This is a genomic window from Nostoc sp., assembly GCF_036917775.1.
Classification (GTDB): Bacteria; Cyanobacteriota; Cyanobacteriia; order Cyanobacteriales; family Nostocaceae; genus Nostoc.
This window is the reverse complement of record NZ_JBALEQ010000019.1, coordinates 12419-35938: the sequence shown is the minus strand read 5'-3', so window position 1 is coordinate 35938 and position 23520 is coordinate 12419. Positions and strand designations below refer to the sequence as shown.

The window sequence follows — 23520 nt, the reverse complement described above, 5'->3', positions numbered from 1 at the left end:
AACCTTTTCGCCTTTCTTTAAGTATTTTTATGTTTTGTTGAGAAAGATCCGGGTAATGGATAGCTTAAAAAAGGGGGGAACCGGAATCAAAGTCCTCCTTAAAAAGGGGGATTTGGGGGGATCTAAAACGTTTTGCTACCAAGAAGAGGATTTTTAAAACATCCTCTAAGCACTAAAGTGCTTACTACAAACTCTTAAAATTACGTTATACATTGTACTACTGTTGTCCATGCAAAAAGTTCTTTAACCACCTAATGACTTCACTTGTTGTTTGCTCATTGGCCATTTGAAGACATTGCTGTACAATTTCTCTGACGTTAGGAAAGTAGCTGCTTTCTGTAAGCACATAACTTTCTGCCTGCAATCTATAAATTAATAGGCGATTACTCTTTAATATCCAAACTTCTGGCACCCGATAAGGTAAGTAATCATTAATATCGGTGTAACTTGTAACGTCTATTTCAATTGCTAAATCTGGTGGTGGATCTGACTCCCAATCAATTCTTTTTTTACCTACTACTGCTCTACAATTTTCAATGTAAAAGGAATAGTCTGGTTCAATACCACTAATTTCTGGCAAGCTCATGGTAATGGGCGTAAATGACTCGTATATGCGGTTTAAATGATCCAGCAAAACCTTAGCAATATCTGCCAACAAACTCGCATCTCTTCCATGTTCTGGTAGCGGTGCCATTAGCAAAATCTCTCCAGGTCGATATTTAATGCGAGGCGAAGAGCGATCGCCTAGTTGCTGACTCAATACTTGATAGTCTTTCCAATCTCCCAAAAGCTTCAACACCGCGCCAGGTGGTAACTCGATTCTTTCTAGTGTAATTACGGTATCCATCTTTGGCTGTTTCACTAATTTAAGTTAGCCAGTCGATTACAATATACATTAAAAAGTTATTTTTAATTAGTTATGTAAACATTTTTTCGATTGTTTGCATCATCAGAAACAACCGATAAGGAAAATTAGGAAATTGAATAAAATTATAATTGGCATAAAAATGCTTACTGTTACTAAACCCAAGCGAGTTGCGATGCCTGCGGCGGGCGTAGCCATCGCAATTTTTTCTTTCAGCCTCGTTGTTTACAGCCAAATTGCATCAGCCGCCTTAATACCCCTACGCAGCAAAAAGGGAATGGTGGTTTCAGCGCATCCTCTAGCAAGTGAAGCAGGAATTTTGATGTTACGCAAAGGGGGTAATGCAGTAGATGCAGCTGTAGCCACAACTTTTGCAATCTCTGTAGTTGAGCCTTTTTCCGCCGGAATCGGCGGCGGTGGATTTTTGCTGATGCACTCTGAGAAAACTGGCGAGATGAAAGCGCTAGATTTTCGGGAACGCGCACCCTTGAAAGCTACAAAAAATATGTATTTAGATGCAAAAGGAAAGGTGCGTCCGAATGCAAGTATTAATGGTTATTTGGCAGTAGCGACACCAGGAACGGTGGCGGGACTTTATGAAGTGCATCGTCGCTATGGTAAACTTTCTTGGCAAGAGGTGATGAAACCTGCGATCGCACTTGCTAAAGATGGCTTTATTCTTGGCAATGTGCTAACCCAAAGGCTCAACCAGCCCCAGCTAGCAATTCTCAATAATCCCACAGGGCGAGAAATTTTCACTCGCAACGGCAAATTTTATCAACCAGGGGAGAAACTGGTGCAGAATGATTTGGCACGCACTTTAACAGCAGTGGCCGAAAATCCCCAAAGTTTTTACACCGGAAGTATTGCTCGGGCGATCGCTTCTGATATGGTAAAAAATGGTGGTTTAATTACCCTAGAAGACCTGAAAGCCTACAAACCAATCTGGCGGAATCCTATTTGTGGCAATTTCCGCAAAGCTAAAGTTTGCTCAATGCCACCCCCATCATCGGGAGGCGTTCACCTATTGCAGATTTTAAATATTATTGGTGACACTGATTTAAAATCTTTGGGATGGCATCATCCTGACGCTATCCACTTAATGGTAGAGGCAATGAAAATTGCTTACGCCGATCGTTCAGAATATTTAGGCGATCCTGATTTTGTCAAAGTTCCTGTACAAGAACTACTCAGTCCAGCTTACGCCAAACAACGCCGTCAAGAAATTAATATGCAAGTGGCTAAACCCTCGACCAAGGTCAAGCCAGTAGATAGAAAAATACTACAACGTTTTAATCAAGCTAATAATCGCAGTTTAGAAGAAAATACCATTCCTTTATCTCATCAGTCTCTTAAACTGCACGCGACGCGGTATGAATCTCCTGAAACCACCCATCTTACGGTTGTGGATGAAGAACACAACGCTGTAAGTCTAACTTTCACCATTAACCTCAGTTTTGGTGCTGGTGTGGTGACACCGGGAACTGGAATTATCCTCAACAATGAAATGGATGATTTTGCTGCTGCGCCAGGAGTACCTAACGCCTTTGGTTTAGTTGGTAATGATGCCAACAGCATTGCACCCCGCAAAACTCCCTTATCCAGTATGACTCCCACAATTGTCACAGAAAATGGTCATTTTCGGATGGCAGCAGGTGCGCCTGGTGGTAGCACTATCATCACTCAGGTTTTGCAAGTCATCCTAAATGTGCTGGAATACAACATGGATGTTGGTGCAGCTGTTTCTGTTCCACGCATACATCATCAATGGCTTCCAGATGAGTTGCGTCTAGAATCCTGGGGTTTAGATGCTCTGACTTTGCAAGAATTACGCCGTCGGGGGCATAAAATAAAGGAAACTACTCCTTGGGGTAATGGTAACGCGATCGCGGTTACATCTGATGGAACTCTAGAAGGCGCGGCAGATCCTCGTGGTGAAGGTTCCCCCAGAGGTCTATGAGTGAGGGACTGCAAAGACGCGAATAATAAATGACCTAATAACTATTGATTTTGGATTGTTGACTCTACGTAGCTACTGCTGCCAAACTCATTGGCGCGTGCGCTAGGTACTAGTGTCCAACCTGCTTTGAGAAGTTTTTGATAAGTTGCCCAACCTTTAGAACCACCTGGTATTTGATAATCTGGGACTGTGAAATGTCCAAAAGCCGTGTAGGGCCGCCAAGGCTGATTGGGTTCTGTCTGCAAATACAAGATTTTTTCGCCGTCGCCACCAGACTTAGATAACCAGCACATTTGTCGATGCATTGCAAACTCCTTTGCTTTTAGCTAACAACTAACGCATAATATCAGACTTTTGTCAAGATATTTCTCACCCTTGTGAGCTATTTTTGGATATGCAGATAAACAGATTTGCCTCACCTTATGTATTAGGGTGAGATTTTTCTAATGTTATCCGCGTTTTTTGCGATCGTGTGTAACAATAACTACTGTTTTCAGCGTGGTTAGGAAAAGGAGTGTGGGAGGTGTGGGAGGTGTGGGAGGATGGGGAAGAAATCTGACCCCGCACACTCCCCACACTCCCCTGCCTACAGTATCGTGAGAGATCTGGGATTAGCGGATAGTGCAGCGTGCGATCGCTGTAGAAAAACTCTAAATATTTGGTGGGCGAGCTTTTTTTGCGATCAAAGCCCAATTTGATCGAGTTTTCCAAATACCATGACCTTCTCTGTAAATTAGCAAAAGGTCGAGTTGTGATTGAGCATATCAATCTTTCTAGCCATTTTATCGCCGACAATGCCGCGAATTGTCTGTACTAATTGGGTGTATGCAAAGTCAGACAAAGCTGGCGTTGTTTCTTGCAAGTTAATTGATTGATCTAAATCAATCCATGATTTGCAACCGCCGTATTTAGGGTAATAAGGAATTTCTTGCTCTTGGGTTAGCTTATATGTCCGCAGGAGGAGAATATAAAGGGGCTGGCGTGGTTTCCATTTAAGGCGATCGCTAATAAAATGTTCGTTCCAAATATGGAACGGAAGTAAGGCGTTGACAATAAATTCATCACTAACTGGCAAAATATCTGTAATTTCAGCCCAACTGCCGATGCGAACTGTTTCTGGATGCCAACCTGATGTTACTGGATAAACACAATTAGCATACTCAGGTTTGAGCATGAAAGCTTGTTGATGTTCATAGGTAGGGTAAAGCAAAATTTGCTTATGGGCAACTTGGAAATGTCCATTTCGTTCATGAATACCCCCTTTGCGGAGCAACATAATTGTTTTGCCACTTTCCAAGGCATTTACGGCGACTGCCCATTCTTTGAGAGCATGAAAAGTTGTAGTCAATTCCATCAGCATCTACTGTAACTCTGATTTAATTCAAGCTAAGACCGATAAAGTGTGAAACTGTCCAAGGGAATGAATTAGAAAGCAGTTATAAAAAAGCGATCGCTAGCAACCCAGCAGATAATCGTGCTAAAAATAAACTGTTTCAATGCGAAAACTTTGAACATGCTCAACAAGCGCTACAAAAATTACGTCCCATAGCCCTTATTTATAATTGTACCCCTGCTCAGTTAGCTTTGCTGTGGCTAATTGCCCAAGCCCAAATTAATACTATTGCAAACGCACATTATCCTCAACAAGCACTAGTACCGCAAGGCGGAATTAAAAATTAAAAGTTAAAAATTAAAAATGAATACTGCATAAGGGTTTCGTTGATTTGAAATGAGCGGTTTATTTCCGCCGTGTTTTACTAGACAGCGTATTAGCCGCCCAAATTAAGCTTTATCCTGCCCGATTGGTAAAAATTGAGGCAATTGGACGTATTTGCGGTAATTGTCTGGATGACAGTCAAATTATCTGCAATTGATGACAATGCAGTTTGATTAGCTATGCTAAACTCTTGAAGATCCCCTCAAATATCTTAAAAAGATAGTCAGGGATCAAATCTCTAGAGCTAGATTGCAAAATCTAACAAAACATCAACTTTAGTAAACTAAGAGTTGCAACTTAGAAACTGAAGTGATAACTTAAATAGTAGGACACCAAACAAAATAAAACCAAAACAAAAGGGTAAATGACTTAGTGTCCCCTGTCATCAACCCAAGCAAATTTCAGCATATCAAGATTACAAAAGTGGCAAAAGCCTAATGTCAAAGGCAAAGGCAAAGCCGAATCCCAAAGCGGAAAAACGCAAGAATGCTGAATTTGTTAGTTCTCTAGTCCACCCTAGTTATTAACCTTCAATTACTTAATTAGTTTAACAATTTGAAATCTGTGAACTCGATAAAACCTGGTCAACCTTGATCAGGTTTTTGGTATTTTATTGTGATATAATTTTCTCGGTAAGGCAGATGGTGCCGGAATTGACGCTTGAGAAGCTAGTTAGAAAACTAGAGTCTTTTTAACAAAAGCTAGTTAATGTGCCCAATAAACGTTAAATTTTTTGGTTGGATTACTTTATTTATTTTGTATATATAAACAATCCCACTAATACCAATTTTTTATGAAGCTGCATAGAATTAGATCCCCCCTAGCCCACGCCAGTCGCTCATGGGGGAAACCCCCAAGACCGCGCTGCGGAAAAACATCTATCAAAGTCCCCCTTTTTAAGGGGGATTTAGGGGGATCAATATATATACAACTTCAGATTAAATTGGTACAACATGGGCTTGTTTTGTAGAATATAAACTCAAATTAACTAAGTCATTTTCAAGCCGCGAAGAAAATAGAATGGCAATGTATCGTGTTCAAAAAAATTGATGAAATATAATAAATTTTCAAATAAAATTACTACAGCTATTATTATCACGTTCCTTTCTTTTTCTTGTAAGTCTTCTATTAGTACAAAAGCAGAACAGGCACAAGCAACAGATAAATCGAAACCCGATCCGAATCTTGTATATGGAGATTTAATTATTAAAGAACAATCAGATTATATAATGATTCCCGTTATTGTTCCCGAGCAGAATGAAGATAAAAAAACTGATTTAAGCCTTTCACGTTCTTATGAAAGAAATAACCAATTGTCTAACATCATTTTTTATCCAAAGCAAGATGGTGAAACTCATATTTTATTAAATAAAAAAGCCATTATTGCCTCCTTTGATTTATTAGAGGTAAAAGCGGTAGAGAAGCCGCCTACAAGAGTTTGGTTTTATAAAATTCTTGAACAAGACACAAACATTGATACAAAGCTCAACAGCGAAGATGCTACTGTTGGTTATCTTTCTGATTTATCAGGTAAGAATCTCCAGCAAATTACCCCAAACAATACTCAAATCATCAATTGGGTTGTTGTTCCAAGTCAAAATGCAATTTTTATAAAAATTATCAAAGATTCAGATAATGATAAAAAATTTACAGGAAAAGATAAAACTAATTTTATTAGGGTTAACCTAGATAAACCTGCTATGGGATCTGAGATTATTAGTAATCAGGTAGAGCAAGAAATTAAGTCATCCGCTCTTAAGTGATTAAGTTTATTGCATTGAACTGGGCCCCGCCACGCTTATACCTATCTACAAGGATTCTGGATAACGTGTATTTAATTTATGAAGATGTCTAATTATCTGAAATCAGTGACAATAGAGTTTAGATAGTAAAACCTTATCCAAGCCATGATAAATAAGATTGTGGAAGCTCAGGCATGAATAATGGATGTGAATGGTAACATTACCGTGGTAGCCCAAACTACAGTAAATCCTGTGCGTTCCTGGTTATCAATTACCTCCTGTCATGGTTATGACTAAAACAACTAGGATTTTTGGCGCGAATTCTGTAAAAGTTAAAATACAAAAGCAGCCAGGGCGTTGGCATAAAACCACACTGGCTCACTTTTTACGTTTGCCTTTGTACTTTCTGATAGCTTTGCTATGTATCTTGGGTTCACCCGTGCTAGCAAAAGTTCCTGGCTCAATTAATTCTTCATCTCAATTACAGATTAACAATTTGACATCGCTGGCTGTAGTTAATGACCCAGGTTCGCTATTAGAACAGGGAAAAGTTTTATACAATTCTGGTAACTTTGCCAAGGCAGTAGAAGTATTACAACAGGCTGTCCAAACATATAAGCAGCAAGAAGAAAGCCTCAGACAGGCAGCGACACTGAGTAATCTTTCGCTAGCTTATCAGCAACTTGGTTTATGGAGTCAAGCACAGCAGGCAATTACAGAGAGCTTAAACTTGCTCAAAGGACAAGATAAAAACCAAAATTTCCAAATCTTGGCCCAATCACTGGATATTCAAGGTCGTCTCCAACTGATAATGGGACAAGCCGAGGCAGCTTTAGCAACTTGGCAGCAGACAGAAGAAATTTACAGGCGAGCAGATAATCAAAGTGGTGTGGTGCGATCGCTAATCAATCAAGCACAGGCGTGGCGAACCCAAGGATTTTACCCCCGCGCTGTCAAAACACTCGATCGGGTAAGTCAGACGTTAAAATCTCAAGCAGATTCGATAGAAAAGACAGTGAGTTTGCGATCGCTCGGTGATGCTCTTTTAGTAGTGGGCGATTTGGAAAAGTCACGTCTGGCGCTAGAAGAAAGTCTGACAATTGCTCGAAATCTGCAATCAAGTGCAGATATTGCAGCCAGCCTGTTCAGCTTGGGGAATAATGCCCGTAAACAAAAAAACAACCTGCTAGCGATCGCCTATTATCAAAAAACAGTTGCAGCATCTCCCCCACCTTTAATAAAAGTCCAAGCCCAACTCAATCAACTGAGCCTACTGATTCAAAATCAACAATGGGCAAAGGTTCAAACCCTCTTACCATTGATTGAATCCGAACTCGCTCAACTCCCTCCCAGCCGTGCTAGCATTTACGCTTATGTTAACTTTTCCCAAAGTTTGGCAAAAGTCAAGGGTGGTATATTGCAAGCATCTAGTCAACATTACTACTCAGGATTCAGCACCAAAGACTCAGCAGTATTACTTGCCAGAGCCATTGAACAATCCCGCAGTTTAGGAGACAAGCGGGCAGAAGCATACTCACTAAAGAGTTTAGGCGGTTTGTATGAAGAAACCGGGCAGTTATCATCCGCGCAAGAGCTTACCCGGCAAGGATTAGCTTTAGCACAGAGCAGCAATGCACCAGAAATCACCTACACCTTAGAGTGGCAGTTAGGTAGATTACTGCGGGCAGAAAAAGATATGAATGGTGCGATCGCAGCCTATGATGCTGCTGTGGACACTCTCCAGTCCCTTCGCAAAGATTTAGTAGTCAATAAAGACGTAGTTAACCAGGATGTACAATTCAACTTTCGGGACAGCGTAGAACCCATCTACAGAGAATCAGTAGAGTTACTGCTAAAATCCCAAGAAGGAAAACCAGATCAAAAAATATTGGAGAAAGCACGCCAACGCATTGAAGCACTCCAACTAGCAGAATTGGACGACTTCTTTCGAGAAGCTTGCCTACAAGGACAGAGAGTAGCCCTCGATCAAATGGTGGATAAAGATAATCCCACGGCTGCCATCCTTTATCCAATTATTCTTCCTGACGAACTTCAGGTAATTGTCAAAATTCCCAAACAACCCCTGCAAAGCTATACTACTCAGATTTCTCATACAGAAGTAGAGAAATTGTTACTAGAACTGCGAAAAAATCTTGTCAATCCCACCGCTACCAAAGCCGTCCAAACCGAGGCGCATAAAGTTTACAACTGGCTGCTTCAACCCATTGAGTCAAAATTGCAAAACAGTGGGGTAGATACCCTAGTGTTTGTCCTAGATGGCCCCTTACGCAATTTACCAATGGCAGCTCTATATGATGGTAAGCAATACTTGGTAGAGAAATATGCAATTGCTCTGAGTGTGGGTTTGCAACTCCTCGATCCAAAACCACTGGTAAAACAGCAGCTCAGAGCGCTAACCGCAGGACTGACTCAGCCACCACCAGGTTTTTCCAAGTTTGCACCGTTGCTTGCGATCAAATCTGAATTTGACGGCATTACCAAAGCAGGAGTCTCGACAACTAGCCTACTAGATGGAGATTTTAAGAAAAAGAATTTAGAGGGTGAAATTAATGCTGCTTCATTCAACATAGTGCATTTAGCAACTCACGGTCAGTTTAGTTCCCGCCTTGAAGACACTTTTATTTTAGATTTCGATGGTCAGATCAATGTCAAAGATTTTGATACTCTTTTTCGCAGTCAGGGTAAAACTATAGTAGAGTTACTCGTTTTGAGTGCTTGCCAGACAGCAACAGGAGACAGCCGTGCAGCACTGGGTCTTGCAGGAGCAGCTGTCCGAGCTGGCGCACGCAGTACCATCGCCTCACTGTGGCAGATTGATGATGAATCAACGGCAATGTTTGTTAGTGCCTTCTATCGGGAACTCAAGAGTGGAAAAATCACCAAAGCCAAAGCTGTCCACCGTGCCCAGCTACAACTGTTGCAACACCCTAACTACAAAGCACCAAGCTTTTGGTCTGCTTATGTGTTGATTGGCAATTGGTTGTAATTTGGGCACTTGGGCATCAATACTTGTCAGTTAAGGGGAAAAGGGAAAAGAAAAAACCTTTCCCCTTTAACCTTATTCCCCAAGCCCAATTCCGAGTTAAAAATGCAAAACCCGATCAGTATCGCATCATATAGGACTCATATTTGATTTTTGAAAAAAATTCGGTACAACTTAATCTTCTGAAATCCTTTTGCCTATTGCCTACCTACGCAAGTGATTTCAGTAATCAAACCGGATTCCTCTATCTAAAAAATGATCAGTCAATTCACTAATCAAATTTTTGTGGTGACAGAAGTAAATAGCAGTATTGGAAAAATGCTACCGATACATTACTTGCACATGATTTACTGACTTCTGTCAAAATCTGATGAAGTATGGAAAATACTACAAATTTTGCAAGTAGCTATCACATTAGCTCAAAAATAAGGAAATTTTAATAATTATCTGTTGCAATACACCATCGGATACATTTATGATTCTAAAATCACCTGATTTAACACATAAATATATTTATATTGTGAAACTTTTCATACAATTATACTGGTGATTACATCATCACTGACATTCTTTTTTTTTACAGACACTTGAAGTAAATTTCTATACTTAAAACTTTGCAGTAATAATTTTCATATTTACTTCAATAAATCCAGCTACAAAAGCATTCTCTGATAATTAACTACTGACATTGCAGCAGTTTTGAATAATAAAATTCAAAGAAATAATTTATTTAAGTCGTAATTTTACGGTTTTTAATGACTAATCTTTAAAGTTACGATCTTACCCAAGGTGGTAACAGTAACAGTACATTTGTATGTACTTTATTGCGTCATCGAAAAATAGTTTAGCTTGAGTTACTGTTAGCTCTTTACAGAAATGTGAGGAGAGTTCTCATAACGTTTTCTACCACAGTTTATGAGGTAAGTTGTTCATTTTGATAGCGATTACAATCGCTGTGGCAGCATCTTAAGCTAACAAACTTTCTGACTTTCTCAATAAGCACTCTCTCAGGCTTTTGCTTGAGTGATGCTATGGCTGACTGGATAACCAAGTCGGTTACAAACCCATTTGTCTATCGTTAGGAATATGAAAATGAAAATGAAATCAATTCTTGAGTTGATTGAGCAGAAGAACCGGGAATATGCAAAGTTGCCGTTCTTTGAGTATATGAAAGACGAGTCCATTGATCCACGCCAGAGACTGGCATTTGCACCTGTGATTGCTCCACTGGCACTGGAATTCAGTGAGTTATGCAAAAGAGTTCTTAGAGATGAGCCAACGACTAATTACATTCAAGAGATGGTAAATCTGCACACGCACGAAGAACATTTTCACTGGCAATGGTTACTAGAAGACATGGAGAAGATGGGGATTGACTATCCTATGCGGTTTAGTGATGCCGTGCGATTCCTTTGGAGCGATCATACCAAGGTTTCCCGTTCGATGTTTCCTATCTTTGAGCGGTATACTCGGGGAGCAGATCCTATCATCAGATTGGTTGCCATTGAGGTATCTGAGGTGACGGCGAATGTTTTTTTCCGTTCAACCATGTCTGCGGCCTTGCAACTGCAAGAAATGACTCAAACAGAGTTCCGTTACTTTGGTATGCGTCATAACCATATAGAAAATACCCACACTCTTCATACTCCCTCTTCTTTGCAAATAATGAGAGAAATTGAAGTGTCGGAAGAAATTCGTCAACAAGCACTTGAATTAATTGATGTGGCGTTTGTGTATTTTACAGATTTGATCAATGAGTTTTTAGTTTATATTAAGACTCATTCTTATCAAGAACCCTTTTCTAAAGTGTACGAACCAGAGCGATCGCTAGCATCTGCCTAAACTATCTGCTCAATTTTCATTCATTCGGCGACGATAAAAGGCTTTGACTCTTTTATCGTCGTTTCTTTAACAGTGACAGCTACTGTATAAATAGCATTGCGCTCTTGCTGAATTGGTTGAATTGCTCCATCATAGTCAGTGGCTCGACTCATTAAGCTATATTGTCCTGGCGTTGGTGGAGTCCATTGAAACGTGAATCGTTGCCAAGCATATTGCAACCGTGCTTCAACTTCAGCAGCTTGCCAGGTGATACCACCATCTGTACTAAAATCCACCGACTGGATACCCTTGGATGCCCAGGCCCAACCCCAATGTGTTTGAGGTTGCAGGTATAATACTTCATTTTGAGAAGGATGAACAATTACAGACTCCGGTGCAACTTCCCAAACGGGTTTTAAAGTCGCATCATCGCCTTCAACTCGATCGTTATAGAAAGTTGTTGTAAAAGGCCCTGGCGATCGCTGATCTGTGACATAAATATGTGAGAGCCACTTGACAAAATTCGTGCCATAGTAGCCTGGAACCACCAGCCGCAACGGAAAACCCCGCTCTGCTGAAAGAAACTCACCGTTGAGCTTGTACGCCAGCAGCACATCATTATCCAATGCTTTTTTGATCGGAATATCTTTTATATATGAATCGCTAGCAACTCCCTCATAAACACCGCGATCAGTTCCGACAAACCAGACATAACGAGCTTCAGGTTTTACTTGCAATTGATTAAGAATTGCTCTGAGGGAAACTCCACCCCATGTAACATTACTAATGAGTCTTGTCGGAACCTTGGGTTGAAGCGGATTGCCTGAACATTGGTGGAAAACTGTTAATTCACGATATTTCAGACTCAGCAAATTCTGATATGACAACTCAAGATTTTGCTCTACTAATCCCGAAATTTTCAACTTCCATTTCTCAATGTTAATGGCTGGGATTCCCAGATGGCTGAGAACGAATAAATGGTTTTCAGGAGTAATAAAAGACTTGAGATCGTGAACACCCAGTGGAAACTTTGCAATCATTCCCACATAGCTCATACTCTGATCTTCTAAAGTTTTATCGAACTCATTCATTTTAGCAACCTGCCATTAACGATTTTTCAAACATTTTTTGATAATAATACTTGTACAAAAATACACGCAGTAGACACAAAGCGGCTACTCTGCAAGAATTACAAAAGCGAACCTACAGGGTATCACCCCTAGATGAACAGTATTTAACTATACCTGGTTGAGCAAAATCAACTGGGTTTCTCGATTTTTTACCTTCAGAAAATTACATCATGAATTGTGATACTTCGAGTTAATTGGGGAAAACTGAACTCAGGTTATCCAGTCGCAAGTTTTATGGTAGAAAATCGAGTCGATGTTCCAGGTTATGGGATTAGTGAAAGAATTTATACCAGCACTCGCACTCTGGTCTACCGAGGTTGGCGAGAGGCTGATCAAACTCCTGTTGTGATCAAACTTCTGAAAAATTCTTATCCGAGTGTGATTGAGTTGGCTCAATTCAGGAATCAGTACTCAATTACAAAAATTTTAAATGTTCCTGGGGTTGTTCGGATCTATAGTCTGGAAAGTTGTCAAAATCGACCCGTCCTGATTTTAGAAGACTTTGGCGGAATTTCTTTGAAGGAATACACTGCTTTTAGAAGGAAAGGACTCGGTGAGACAGGAAATCAAGAAAATTCCTCATCTCTGCATCTTGATTTTTTGATTGAGTTTTTACAGATTGCGATCGCACTTGCCGATATTCTGGCCGATCTCTATCATCACGAAATCATCCACAAGGATATCAAACCCGCCAATATCCTGATAAACCCTACCACAAAACAGGTCAAACTCATTGACTTTAGCATTGCTTCACTGCTGCCGAGAGTTAACCAACTTTCAACCAGTCCGACTGTTTTAGAAGGAACTGTCGCCTATCTCTCCCCCGAACAAACCGGGCGAATGAATCGGGGGATTGATTATCGCACTGACTTCTATTCTCTTGGAGTTACTTTCTATGAACTCTTAACTGGGCAATTGCCATTTCAATCGGATGATTTAATGGAATTGGTGCATTGCCACATAGCAAAACAACCACCACTTTTAAATGATAAAGGAGAGATTCCCCAAATTCTCTGTGATATCGTTATGAAATTGATGGCGAAGAATGCTGAAGACCGCTATCAGAGTGCATTAGGGCTAAAGCACGATCTACAAATTTGTTTGGAGCAATTGCAGTCAAGTGGAAATATTATCCCATTTCAGCTAGGGCACAGGGACGTTTGCGATCGCTTTGCGATTCCCGAAAAACTCTATGGACGGGAAACAGAAGTGGCCATGCTGCTAGCAACTTTTGAACGGGTACGCCAGGGAACTTCTGAAATGATCCTGGTGGCAGGTTCCTCTGGCATTGGAAAAACAGCAATTGTCAACGAAGTTCACAAACCAATCACCCGTCAGCGCGGATACTTTATCAAGGGCAAATTCGATCAATTTAATCGGAATATTCCCTTTTTTGCTTTGGTGCAAGCGTTTCGGGACTTAATGGCACAACTGCTGACAGAGAGTGATGCTCAAATTGAGCAGTGGAAGACTCAAATTTTATCTACCTTGGGTGAAAGTGGTCAAGTAATTATTGAGGTGATTCCAGAACTCGAACGAATCATTGGAAAACAGCCCTCACTTCCAAAATTATCGAGTACTGCTGTCCAAAGCCGCTTCAACTTGCTGTTTCAGAAATTCATTCAAGTATTCACAACCCAAGAACATCCCCTAGTTATTTTCCTTGATGATTTGCAGTGGGCAGACTCGGCTTCTTTAAAACTGACACATCTGTTGATGAGTGAAGCCAGCAACTCTTATTTATTAGTGATTGGAGCATATCGGGATAATGAGGTTTCCTCAGCCCATCCCCTGATGTTGACCATTGAGGAAATGCGTCAAGAGGCGATTACAGTTAGTAGAATTGTTCTTTCTGCCCTTACCGAAACCGATGTAAATCAACTGATTGCAGATACTCTCAAATATTCAACAGAACAAGCAACTGCGATCGCCAATCTGGTGTATCAAAAAACTAAAGGTAATCCATTTTTCACTAACCAGTTTCTTAAGTCGCTGCATGAAGATGGGCTAATCGCCTTTGCCAGCAGAACGGGAGATTGGCAGTGCAATCTGGTTAAAATCAGGGCGCTGTCTTTTACAGAAGATATTGTCGAGTTTGTGGCGGTGCAACTCCACAAATTACCACAGCAGACTCAGAATGTTCTCAAACTGGCTGCTTGTATCGGCAATCAGTTTGATTTAGAAACCCTATCAGTTGTCTATGAAAAATCTCCAGTCCAAACCGCAGTAGATTTGTGGCCAGCCCTCAAGGATGAATTGATCTTACCCAGTGGGGAAGGGTATACATTCTTTCAGGATGAGTCTGTTGTCATGGATGAGTTGACAAATGACAACACACCAATAATTATTACCTATAAATTTTTCCACGATCGCATTCAACAAGCCGCTTATTCACTAATTCCAGACGATCACAAACCAGCAACTCACCTCAAGATTGGTCAATTGCTGTTAAGCAATACCCCAGAAACTGAGCAAGAATTGCTAATTTTTGAAATTGTCAATCAATTGAATATTGGCATAGAACTGATCCCATCTCAAACCGATCGCGATCAACTGGCACAACTCAACCTGCTGGCAGGAAAAAAAGCCAAATCTTCCACAGCTTACCAGGTAGCAATTGAGTATTTAACTACTGGGATTAGTTTATTGAGATGCGACTGTTGGCAAAGTCAGTATGAATTAGCTCTAGCATTGCACGAATCAGCTGCCGATGCTGCTTATCTTAATGGCGCGTATGAACAAATGAAGCAATTGGCTCGAACAGTCATCCAGCAAGCCAAAACTCCACTCGATCTAGTCGGCATTTACGAAACCAAAATCCAGGCGTATACAGCTAAAAATGATGTGCTGGGCGCGATCGCGATCGCGCGTCAAGGAATGAGTAAATTCGGCGTGGTTTTCCCAGAAACACCCACCCCGCAAGATATTCAGCAAGCCCTCCAAGAAACTGCTAATCTGATTAACGGTCGTGACATTGCAGAATTGCTTGACTTACCTGTGATGGTAGCCCCAGAGAAGCTAGCAGTTAACAGAATTGTGGCCAACGTTGCTCCAGCCGTTTACATTGCCGATCCTAATCTGTTTCCACTACTGGTTTTGTCTCAAGTCCAAGCATCTATTGAGTATGGCAATGCTCCATTTTCTGCCTTTTGTTATGGTTGTTATGGCATTCTGTTGAGCGGAATTCTTCAGGATATTGAAACAGCCGATCAAGTTGGCAATCTTGCCTTGGCACTAACTGACAAATTTAATATTAGCGACATCAAACCCACAGTATTTTATGTTGTGGGTGCTTTCATCACCTATTTGAAGTCTCCACTGCAAAAATCTTTGCAGTTAATGTTGGATGGTTACAAGATTGCTCTAGAAACTGGAAATGTATATTATGTAGGTTTCAATACCAAAGATATCTGCCAATATTCCTATTTTCTCGGTCGAGAATTGAACTCGTTAGAGGAAGATATCCGGGCTTACTGTCATGTTTTGGAAAATTTTAAGCAAGGTACGACTCTAAACTATTGTCGTATTTTCTGGCAAACAGTTTTGAATTTGCTTGGCAAAGCTGAGAATCCCTGTATTATAACAGGTGAGGTACTCAACGAAGCCGAATTTGTGAATCAACTGATTCATGCCAATGAATTGACTGGGCTTCACTATTTCTTCCTCCACAAATTGATTCTCTGCTATCTGTTTGAAAACCTTTCTCAAGCAGTGGAAACAGCCGCTCAAGCTAGAGAATATCTAGTTGCGGGAACGGGCTATGCCACTGTGCCGATGTTTTATTTTTATGATTCCCTGACGGCTTTAGCAGAGTATCGCACAGCTATAGCCTCTCGCCAAAAAACATTATTAGAACGGGTTACAGAAAACCAAGAAAAAATGCAGACATGGGCGCACCACGCACCCATGAATTATTTGCACAAATTTGAATTGGTGAAAGCCGAAGAATGCCGAGTGTTGGGACAGATGGCTCAAGCAGTGGATCATTACGATCGCGCGATCGCCCAGGCAAAAGCCAATAGATATATTCAGGAAGAAGCCCTCGCCAATGAACTGGCTGCCCGATTTTATTTAGAATGGAACAAAGAAGCGATCGCGCAAATTTACCTCGAAAATGCCTATTACACTTACCTTAGCTGGGGAGCAATCGCCAAAGTTAACCAGTTGCAACGCCAATATTCTCAATTATTGCTTAAGGTGTTTCAGGAGGATGAAACTACTTCTTCAATCACCACTACAATCGAATTCAACCAAAGTAGTTCCACTGGGACTGAAGCATTAGATTTAGCAACGGTGATGAAAGCCTCTCATGCACTGGCTGGAGAAATTGAGTTAGAAAAGCTGTTGACAACCCTAATGCAGGTTGTAATCGAAAATGCCGGGGCTGATAAATCAGTTCTTTTGCTGCTTCAAGAGGATAATTGGGTGGTTGTGGCTCAAAAAACTAGCCAAGCGATCTTTGAAGAAGAGCAATTTCTGCCACACCCTACGCCTACCGATGAAAACTTGGGGATAATAAACCTGCACTCCCTTCCTCTTTCAGCCAGTCAGGATGTTCCCAAAGCGGTTGTGAATTATGTATCGCGCACCAGTGAAACCCTAGTGTTAGATGATGCCCGCAAGGAAACCACCTTCGTCAACGATCCCTACATCATTCTATGGCAACCCAAAAGCTTGCTATGTACACCTATTCACAATCGTGGCCAATTAATTGGCATCCTATACCTAGAAAACAGTTTGACAACTGGAGCCTTTACCCAAAACCGTCTTGAGGTTTTGCGGTTGCTCACAGCACAAGCTGCCATCTCGCTGCAAAATGCCATGTTGTATAACAATCTAGCTGTAGCAAAAGCTCAATTAGAAGATTACAACCATACTTTAGAGCAAAAGGTGGAGCAGAGAACTCTGGAGTTGAATGATAAAAATCAGCATCTCTCGGAAACTTTAGAGGAATTGCAACATACCCAAAGCCAACTGATTCAAACTGAAAAAATGTCTTCATTGGGACAAATGGTAGCAGGTGTTGCCCACGAAATTAACAACCCAATTAACTTTATCTATGGCAACCTCACCTATACCAATGAGTATTGCCAAGATTTGCTACATCTGGTTGAGCGTTATCAGCACTACTATCCTCAACCGTTTCCTGAGATTCAACAAGAACTAGAGGCAATAGATTTAAACTTTCTCAAACCAGACTTACAAAAATTGTTGCAATCAATGAAAGTGGGGGCAGAGCGCATTCGTGAAATTGTCCTTTCTCTCCGCAATTTCTCGCGTTTGGATGAGGCTGAAATGAAAAGTGTCAATCTTCATGAAGGCATTGACAGCACCCTGTTAATTTTACACCACCGTCTAGAAGAAAAAGCACACCGCCCCGGAATCGATGTAATTAAGGAATATGGACAGTTGCCAGAAGTTAGTTGCTACGCCAGTCAGATCAATCAAGTATTCATGAATATTCTGAACAATGCTATTGATGTGTTAGATTCATCATTCACAAATGAAGATAGACAAACAAAAATTCCTACCATTCAAATTCGTACCAAAATGACTAAGGCTGATACAGTAACTATTCAAATTGCAGATAATGGATCTGGGATGTCTGACGAGGTGAAACAGCGCCTATTTGACCCATTTTTCACAACAAAACCTATAGGCACAGGAACAGGTTTAGGATTATCAATTAGTCACTCAATTGTAGAAAAACATCGGGGACGAATAAGTGTAATATCCGAACCGGGAAAAGGAGCAGAGTTTTCTGTGTCTATCCCTTTAGGATAATACGGTAGAGCAGCGATCGCTTAAGTAAACGGGGCAGGGGGAGTGTGGGAGGTGTGGGAGGTGTGGGAGGATGGGGAAGAAATCTGACCCTGCACACTCCCCACACTCCCCTGTCCCCCTGCTCCCTCTGCCTGCCTAAACCAAAAAATTCCTTAACCAAACGGTATTGGACTGCTCCCTTCAATCCACACGATCCACAGGTAGAAACTCTTGGAGTGCTTCTGCCTGAGCAGCCTTTAATACTGGAAGAGACAGGGGTAGTGAATTTGCGATCGCAAATAATTGTTCTAGTTGACTCAGACCTGTCAAGCTACCACATAATAATACTTGGTCGCCAACTCGCAAATCCATGCCGCCATCAGGATAGCGAATAAATTTACCATCGCGCCGGATCGCCTGTACCTGGACTCCAAATCGCTTGTTGATATCTAAATCTGCAAGGGTTTTACCTAGTGTTGGCGTATCTGCATTAACTGTAACCCACTGGCAAGCACTATTTTCTCCGGGAACAGCAGCTTGTCCCTTGGCGAATTCTGCCAAAGCTGCTAGTTCTTCATCTGCTCCCACTACCAGCAAGCGATCGCCATCTTCCAATTTGGTTTGATTATTGGGATAATCAATTTCATCACCGTTGGCGCGACGAATTGCCATCAAACTCGCTCCTGTTAAGTAGCGCATATCTGCCTCTTCTATACTCATACCAATTAAGGGCGAATCTGCTGGGAGAGGATACCAACGCTGATTTAAATCGCGGGTTGCTTGGCGCAAATCACGAGCAACTTCGGTTGCAGAACGTTCTGGGCGCAAATCTAAATAATGATCGTTGCGGATTTGCTGCATTTCTCGTTGGACGACAGGTGGCGACAACAAGCCTAAGCCAGTTAATAAATAGGTTGCCATTTCTAAGCTAGCTTCAAACTCTGGTTGCACCACTTCTCTAGCACCCAATTGATACAGCACCTCAATATTTTTATCCTGGGTAGCACGGACAACTAAATCTAATTCTGGGCGCAATTCCAAGGCGCGTTTCAAGCAAAGACGAGTACTCATCGGGTCAGGGAGTGCGATCGCCATTCCTTTGGCATGATTCACTCCGGCGGTTTCTAAAACGTGTAAACTCACGCAATTACCATAAACATAAGACACTCCAGCCTCGCGCAACTGCTGAATTCTACTTTCTGATTGGTCGATTACCACCACAGGCAGGTTGTGTTGCAGCAACAACTTCACTAAATTTTTGCCGACTCGCCCATAGCCACAGACTACTACATGGTCTTTGAAGGGCAAATCTTCTGATACATCCAGTGCCTCTTGTTCTTCTAAGTACGGTTTCAACCAAGGCATTGATTCGGCAAAATTAAATAAAAATGGTACTAACCGCAATACAAAGGGAGTCAGCATGAGAGTAACTGCGGTGGTTCCCAAAATTAATAAGTATATCTGTCGGGACACCAGCCCTAAAGACTGCCCTTCACTGGCGAGAACAAAGGAAAATTCCCCAATTTGCGCCAGTCCCAAACCGGCGATTATGGCTGTTTTTAAAGGGTAGCGGAATAGTTTCACTAGGGGCGTGATAATCAAGAATTTACCTATGAAAACTAGTGCTACCAGCCCTAAAATTAATTCCAGGTTGTTCCACAAAAACACTGGATCAATTAACATCCCAATGGCGGCAAAAAATAAACTGGCAAAGATATCTCGCAGTGGTTCGACATAAGTTAGGGTTTGATCGGCGTATTCCACCTCAGAAATCATTAAACCCGCGACAAATGCCCCCATTTCAATGGACAGCCCCAAATGCTCTGTCAACAGAGCAATGCCCAAACACAAGGCTACAACCCCTAATAAAAAGAGTTCTCGGCTTTCAGTCCGAGCTAACAGTCGCAACAAAGGCGGTATCAGCCACATCCCCGCAGCTACTGCACCAGCAGCAAATAAAGCAATCCACAGTAGCGCTGTTAGCACGGCGATGCCAATGGTTTCTGCTGGTTGGTTTAGGGCTGGTAAAACTGCTAACATCAGTCCCAGTGCCAAGTCTTGGACTACCAAAATCCCCAACATCACTTGTCCGTGAGGCGTTTCTGTTTCATTGCGTTCCATCAAGCACTTGAGGACAACCGCAGTGGAAGACAAGGATAGAATACATCCCAAAAACATCCCCTTAGCAGGTAAGGCTCCCCAGGCTCCGCTTAACCCGCATACTAAAACTGTTACCAAAATTGTCAAAGCAATCTGGAGTCCACCTCCACCAAGAGCGATCGCTTTTACCTTCTTAAGTTCCGCAAAGGAAAATTCTACACCCAATGCGAATAACAAAAAGGCGACACCAAACTGTGCCAGAGTCTCTACTTGAATAACTTCTTTAATTAATCCTAATCCGGCTGGCCCAATGATCATCCCGCCGATGAGATAGCCTAGCAGCACGGGTTGCCGTAAAAGTGCCGCTAACAATCCACCACAGGCTGCAACGCCCAAAACTAAAACTAAATCAACAATCAGCCTAAAATCTTCTTGCACCAGTTTTAAAAGAACTATTTATTAAGACCTATTAATTCAGGATACAAAGTTTTACGATCTCAAACAGCTTGTTTGGGAATTGGGAATTGGGAATTGGGAATGGGGAATGGGGAATGGGGAATTGGGGCAAGAAGTTTTTTAACTGCTGCCTAATGCCCATTAAATTTTAGGCGAACTGAGGGCATTCAATAATAACAGTGACCACGGTATTTTAATATCGGGTATGAGCCATGAGTAGTTTCTCAGTATAGGTAATGCAGTCGGTAGTACAAAACGTAAAGAACGTAGCGATGCAGGACAATCGCCATTTTCATCGACAATTCCATATTTATCAGCTAATTCGGCAACAATTTGCACACGTCCTGTACGGCGCATTAAATTTGGTTCACAAGCAAGTGCAGCAATTACCCGTCCAGTTAATAAGGGAGTTTCCCAGTTGTAGCGATCGCTAAGAAATGAGTTTTTTTGCTCAGTAGTATCGGTTTGATTCATCTCAGAAGCATAACGAGAAAAAAGCTCAGTCCCAACAATACCTGGCCAGATTGAAACAGAAGCCACATTATGGGGTTTGAGTTCAACAGCCATATCAGCCGCTAGGCGATCGCAAGCTGCTTTTCCCACACCATAAGCTGTATTAAAGATATAAGACATACTGCCCCACGAAGAAATGGTACAAATTAGTCCAGAGTTACGCTTGGTCATCATTCGCGCAGCAAAAACACTCGCAACGTAGTGGCTACGAAGACCAACGTTGTTGCTTGCATCCCACAGACTTAGTTCACAATCCCAAAAGGGCTGCCCAAAAACGTTTTTTAATGCCTCAACTCCTGAGTAAGCATTATTCACCAATAGATCGAGTTGTCCATCCTGCTCATCTTGGATGCGCTCAAACAGTAAACGCACCTGCTCATCATCGCTGTGGTCTACTTGGACGGGAATACACACACCACCGGCTTCCTCTATAGTTGATTGGGTTTCACCAAGACTTCCTGAAACCGCATCACTAGAGGAGTTGCTAAGGCTGCGTCCCGTGACGTATACAGTTGCTCCAGCCTCAGCCAAACCAATAGCAATTCCCCTACCAATTCCCCGCGTAGCACCTGTTACTAATGCCACTCTTCCCTCAAGGTGTTTCACGATCGCTTTTCCCTGTGATTAATTTATTTAAAGCCGGAAAAACCAGCCTTAAAAAAGGCAAAAACCTCTCAAAGTCCCCCTAAGCAAAGGGGGATTTAGGAGGATCTACAACTACAAATAATATCTACTACTCAATCTAAGTATGTTACAAAACGCAAATAGGCTTAAAACCCTCACCAATGACAAATGACAAATGACAAATGACAAAGGACAGCCAGTTACCTTTAATTGCGCCAACCTACTAACCAATTAATTTCTGCCAGCTAGCAGGCCCAACAATCCCATCGGCATCTAAACCATTTTGCTTTTGAAAGTTCTTGACTACAACCTCTGTTTGTGGCCCGTAAACACCATCATTCTCAACGCCTAAACGGTATTGTAAATATCTAACAACTGCACCACCAGCATGGTTTGGTCTGATAATTCGTTTTGCCAAAATTAGATTTATGGCATTCCATGTAGCTTCATCAGCAACTCCAGTTGGCTGAACTCCGACAACAGCCTGAAATTTTTCTACCGCAGATTTGGTGTTAGCCCCAGTGAAGCCATCTTCTACTAACGCCTTACCATTTTTATCAGTTATTTTGAGCCGATTTAAGGATTTTTGCAGTCTGAGAATCGTAGCATCTGCATTCTCCTCTTCATCTGGTACAGGATTAACAGGAGTACTTGGCACTTTACCAGTTAAGCCTTTGACGATCGCATTAGCCATTGCTTCAGGATTAAAAAGATTCACATCTTTTTGCGAATCGATGAAGCAACATTCTATCAAGATAGCAGGCATATCTGTATTTTTCAGAACATACAAGTGGGAACCACTCTTAACGCCGCGATTAAAAAATCCCAACTTGACGATTTCATCTAATACAGGTTTAGCGATTCTTCTACCAGTCTCACTAGTGGCAAATACTTCTGTACCATTAGCTTGGTTATTAAAAGCATTAAAATGAATTGAGACGTAAATATCTACTTTACTTCCATTAGCTGTAGAACATCTTTTTGAAAGTGAGTCACGGACTGTACTAGCACTACTCGGTCTACATACTACAACATCATTACCTAAAGCTCTTAACTTGGCTATAACTCTATTACCTACATCTAGAGTTAAATTATCCTCAAACTTAATTCCTCTGGCTCCTGTGTCTGGTGGACAATTGTGTCCGCTATCAATTCCAAATTTCATGATTTTATCCTCAAATTACTTATTTTTACACTAGTTCAAAACTCTTCAACTTTTAGAGAAAAAGTTTTGTTAATAAATTTGTTGAAGTACTTGTTCGCAATGTCCGCATTTTTTTAAGCATTAATACGCTAGCAGACAAAATAAGTTTTTCTGCGAACCTGAACAGCAAATTTATATGCTAAAATACCTTAATTCAAAGGTATGTTGTCACCAAAAACACAACCATTATAATTTATCAAAATCAAGAATAACAAGGTTAATTTTTGCAATAAATTTCAATGCAGCAATTGCCTTCACTATTCAGATAATAGCGCTTTAGAAAAGTAGAAAGCCATAAAAAACATACCTAGTACAGTTCGACGTAAATAAGCCACCCATTTGAAATGTATAAATCCCTTACGCAATGGTAATTACGAATTACGCTTTGCGGTACTAGTTAGATATCCAAATCCCTAAACCGACGCACCTCCTGATATGAAAGTGGGCTTATAGAGTCGTAAACCATTTACAGACTCTACCCTTGGCTTGCTGTTAACCCTGAGCAGCTTAACACATAATACTTTACAGTATTAAAGAATACGTGATATTTTCTACACACCTGCGGGAGATTAGATATTATCGAGTTGCATACATTCACAAACCTGTCAGCACAAGAAATTC

Annotated in this window: 12 protein-coding genes and 1 pseudogene; 6 read left to right on the top strand and 7 right to left on the bottom strand. The window is 41.3% G+C overall.

Annotation, left to right across the window (positions count from 1 at the left end):
* Window positions 1-217 precede the first annotated feature (217 nt).
* Window positions 218-847: a Uma2 family endonuclease gene (locus tag V7K69_RS02670; RefSeq protein ID WP_335031176.1), complete on the bottom strand. Its 630-nt coding sequence runs from the start codon at window positions 845-847 to the stop codon at window positions 218-220.
* Between the two features lie 160 nt (window positions 848-1007).
* Between V7K69_RS02670 and ggt the strand changes: the two genes are divergently transcribed.
* Window positions 1008-2825, top strand: coding sequence for a gamma-glutamyltransferase (gene ggt, locus V7K69_RS02665; RefSeq protein ID WP_335031174.1), 1818 nt, complete (start codon window positions 1008-1010; stop codon window positions 2823-2825).
* A gap of 41 nt (window positions 2826-2866) precedes the next feature.
* On the opposite strand, the gene V7K69_RS02660 is transcribed toward ggt, so the two are convergent.
* Both V7K69_RS02660 and V7K69_RS02655 read right to left on the bottom strand, forming a co-directional pair.
* Window positions 2867-3130, bottom strand: coding sequence for a hypothetical protein (locus tag V7K69_RS02660; RefSeq protein WP_012409208.1), 264 nt, complete (start codon window positions 3128-3130; stop codon window positions 2867-2869).
* Window positions 3131-3558: 428 nt separating this feature from the next.
* Complete coding sequence (locus V7K69_RS02655) at window positions 3559-4185, bottom strand: DUF1802 family protein (protein ID WP_335031172.1); 627 nt, start codon at window positions 4183-4185, stop codon at window positions 3559-3561.
* A 98-nt stretch (window positions 4186-4283) separates the two neighbouring features.
* Here V7K69_RS02655 and V7K69_RS02650 point away from each other — a divergent pair.
* From V7K69_RS02650 to V7K69_RS02635, 4 genes and pseudogenes are all read left to right on the top strand, one after another.
* Window positions 4284-4505 (top strand): annotated as a pseudogene (locus V7K69_RS02650) (hypothetical protein); the annotation flags it as partial.
* A 1086-nt stretch (window positions 4506-5591) separates the two neighbouring features.
* Window positions 5592-6305 (top strand): hypothetical protein, encoded by a 714-nt coding sequence (locus tag V7K69_RS02645; protein ID WP_335031170.1) that lies wholly within the window; start codon window positions 5592-5594, stop codon window positions 6303-6305.
* 262 nt (window positions 6306-6567) lie between these two features.
* Entirely contained in the window at window positions 6568-9291 is a 2724-nt protein-coding gene (locus V7K69_RS02640) for a CHAT domain-containing protein (RefSeq protein WP_442936111.1), read from the top strand.
* A gap of 1089 nt (window positions 9292-10380) precedes the next feature.
* On the top strand, window positions 10381-11130 hold the full coding sequence (locus V7K69_RS02635) for a hypothetical protein (protein ID WP_335031166.1): 750 nt from the start codon (window positions 10381-10383) through the stop codon (window positions 11128-11130).
* A 20-nt stretch (window positions 11131-11150) separates the two neighbouring features.
* Here the strand turns inward: V7K69_RS02635 and V7K69_RS02630 are convergent, their stop codons facing one another.
* Window positions 11151-12200 carry a molybdopterin-dependent oxidoreductase gene (locus tag V7K69_RS02630; RefSeq protein ID WP_335031164.1) on the bottom strand — a complete coding sequence of 350 codons (1050 nt, stop codon included), beginning with the start codon at window positions 12198-12200 and terminating at the stop codon, window positions 11151-11153.
* A gap of 273 nt (window positions 12201-12473) precedes the next feature.
* On the opposite strand from V7K69_RS02630, the gene V7K69_RS02625 reads away from it, so the two are divergent.
* Window positions 12474-18023 (top strand): trifunctional serine/threonine-protein kinase/ATP-binding protein/sensor histidine kinase, encoded by a 5550-nt coding sequence (locus V7K69_RS02625; protein WP_335031162.1) that lies wholly within the window; start codon window positions 12474-12476, stop codon window positions 18021-18023.
* Window positions 18024-18203: 180 nt separating this feature from the next.
* Here the strand turns inward: V7K69_RS02625 and V7K69_RS02620 are convergent, their stop codons facing one another.
* The 3 genes from V7K69_RS02620 to V7K69_RS02610 all read right to left on the bottom strand — a co-directional run bounded on the left by V7K69_RS02620 (window position 18204) and on the right by V7K69_RS02610 (window position 22860).
* Window positions 18204-20540 (bottom strand): cation:proton antiporter domain-containing protein, encoded by a 2337-nt coding sequence (locus V7K69_RS02620; protein WP_335031160.1) that lies wholly within the window; start codon window positions 20538-20540, stop codon window positions 18204-18206.
* Between the two features lie 159 nt (window positions 20541-20699).
* The gene (locus tag V7K69_RS02615; protein WP_335031158.1) at window positions 20700-21677 is read right to left on the bottom strand and encodes an SDR family NAD(P)-dependent oxidoreductase; all 978 of its coding nucleotides are present in this window, start codon (window positions 21675-21677) and stop codon (window positions 20700-20702) included.
* Window positions 21678-21918: 241 nt separating this feature from the next.
* A complete protein-coding gene (locus tag V7K69_RS02610) occupies window positions 21919-22860 on the bottom strand; it encodes an N-acetylmuramoyl-L-alanine amidase (protein ID WP_335031156.1) in 942 nt (313 codons plus the stop codon).
* Window positions 22861-23520 lie beyond the last annotated feature (660 nt).

Bases quoted from the DNA above. Each gene is read 5' to 3' on its own strand.
- V7K69_RS02670 (WP_335031176.1), bottom strand. From the start codon at position 847: ATGGATACCGTAATTACACTAGAAAGAATCGAGTTACCACCTGGCGCG.
- ggt (WP_335031174.1), top strand. From the start codon at position 1,008: ATGCTTACTGTTACTAAACCCAAGCGAGTTGCGATGCCTGCGGCGGGC.
- V7K69_RS02660 (WP_012409208.1), bottom strand. From the start codon at position 3,130: ATGCATCGACAAATGTGCTGGTTATCTAAGTCTGGTGGCGACGGCGAA.
- V7K69_RS02655 (WP_335031172.1), bottom strand. From the start codon at position 4,185: ATGCTGATGGAATTGACTACAACTTTTCATGCTCTCAAAGAATGGGCA.
- V7K69_RS02645 (WP_335031170.1), top strand. From the start codon at position 5,592: ATGAAATATAATAAATTTTCAAATAAAATTACTACAGCTATTATTATC.
- V7K69_RS02640 (WP_442936111.1), top strand. From the start codon at position 6,568: ATGGTTATGACTAAAACAACTAGGATTTTTGGCGCGAATTCTGTAAAA.
- V7K69_RS02635 (WP_335031166.1), top strand. From the start codon at position 10,381: ATGAAAATGAAATCAATTCTTGAGTTGATTGAGCAGAAGAACCGGGAA.
- V7K69_RS02630 (WP_335031164.1), bottom strand. From the start codon at position 12,200: ATGAATGAGTTCGATAAAACTTTAGAAGATCAGAGTATGAGCTATGTG.
- V7K69_RS02625 (WP_335031162.1), top strand. From the start codon at position 12,474: ATGGTAGAAAATCGAGTCGATGTTCCAGGTTATGGGATTAGTGAAAGA.
- V7K69_RS02610 (WP_335031156.1), bottom strand. From the start codon at position 22,860: ATGAAATTTGGAATTGATAGCGGACACAATTGTCCACCAGACACAGGA.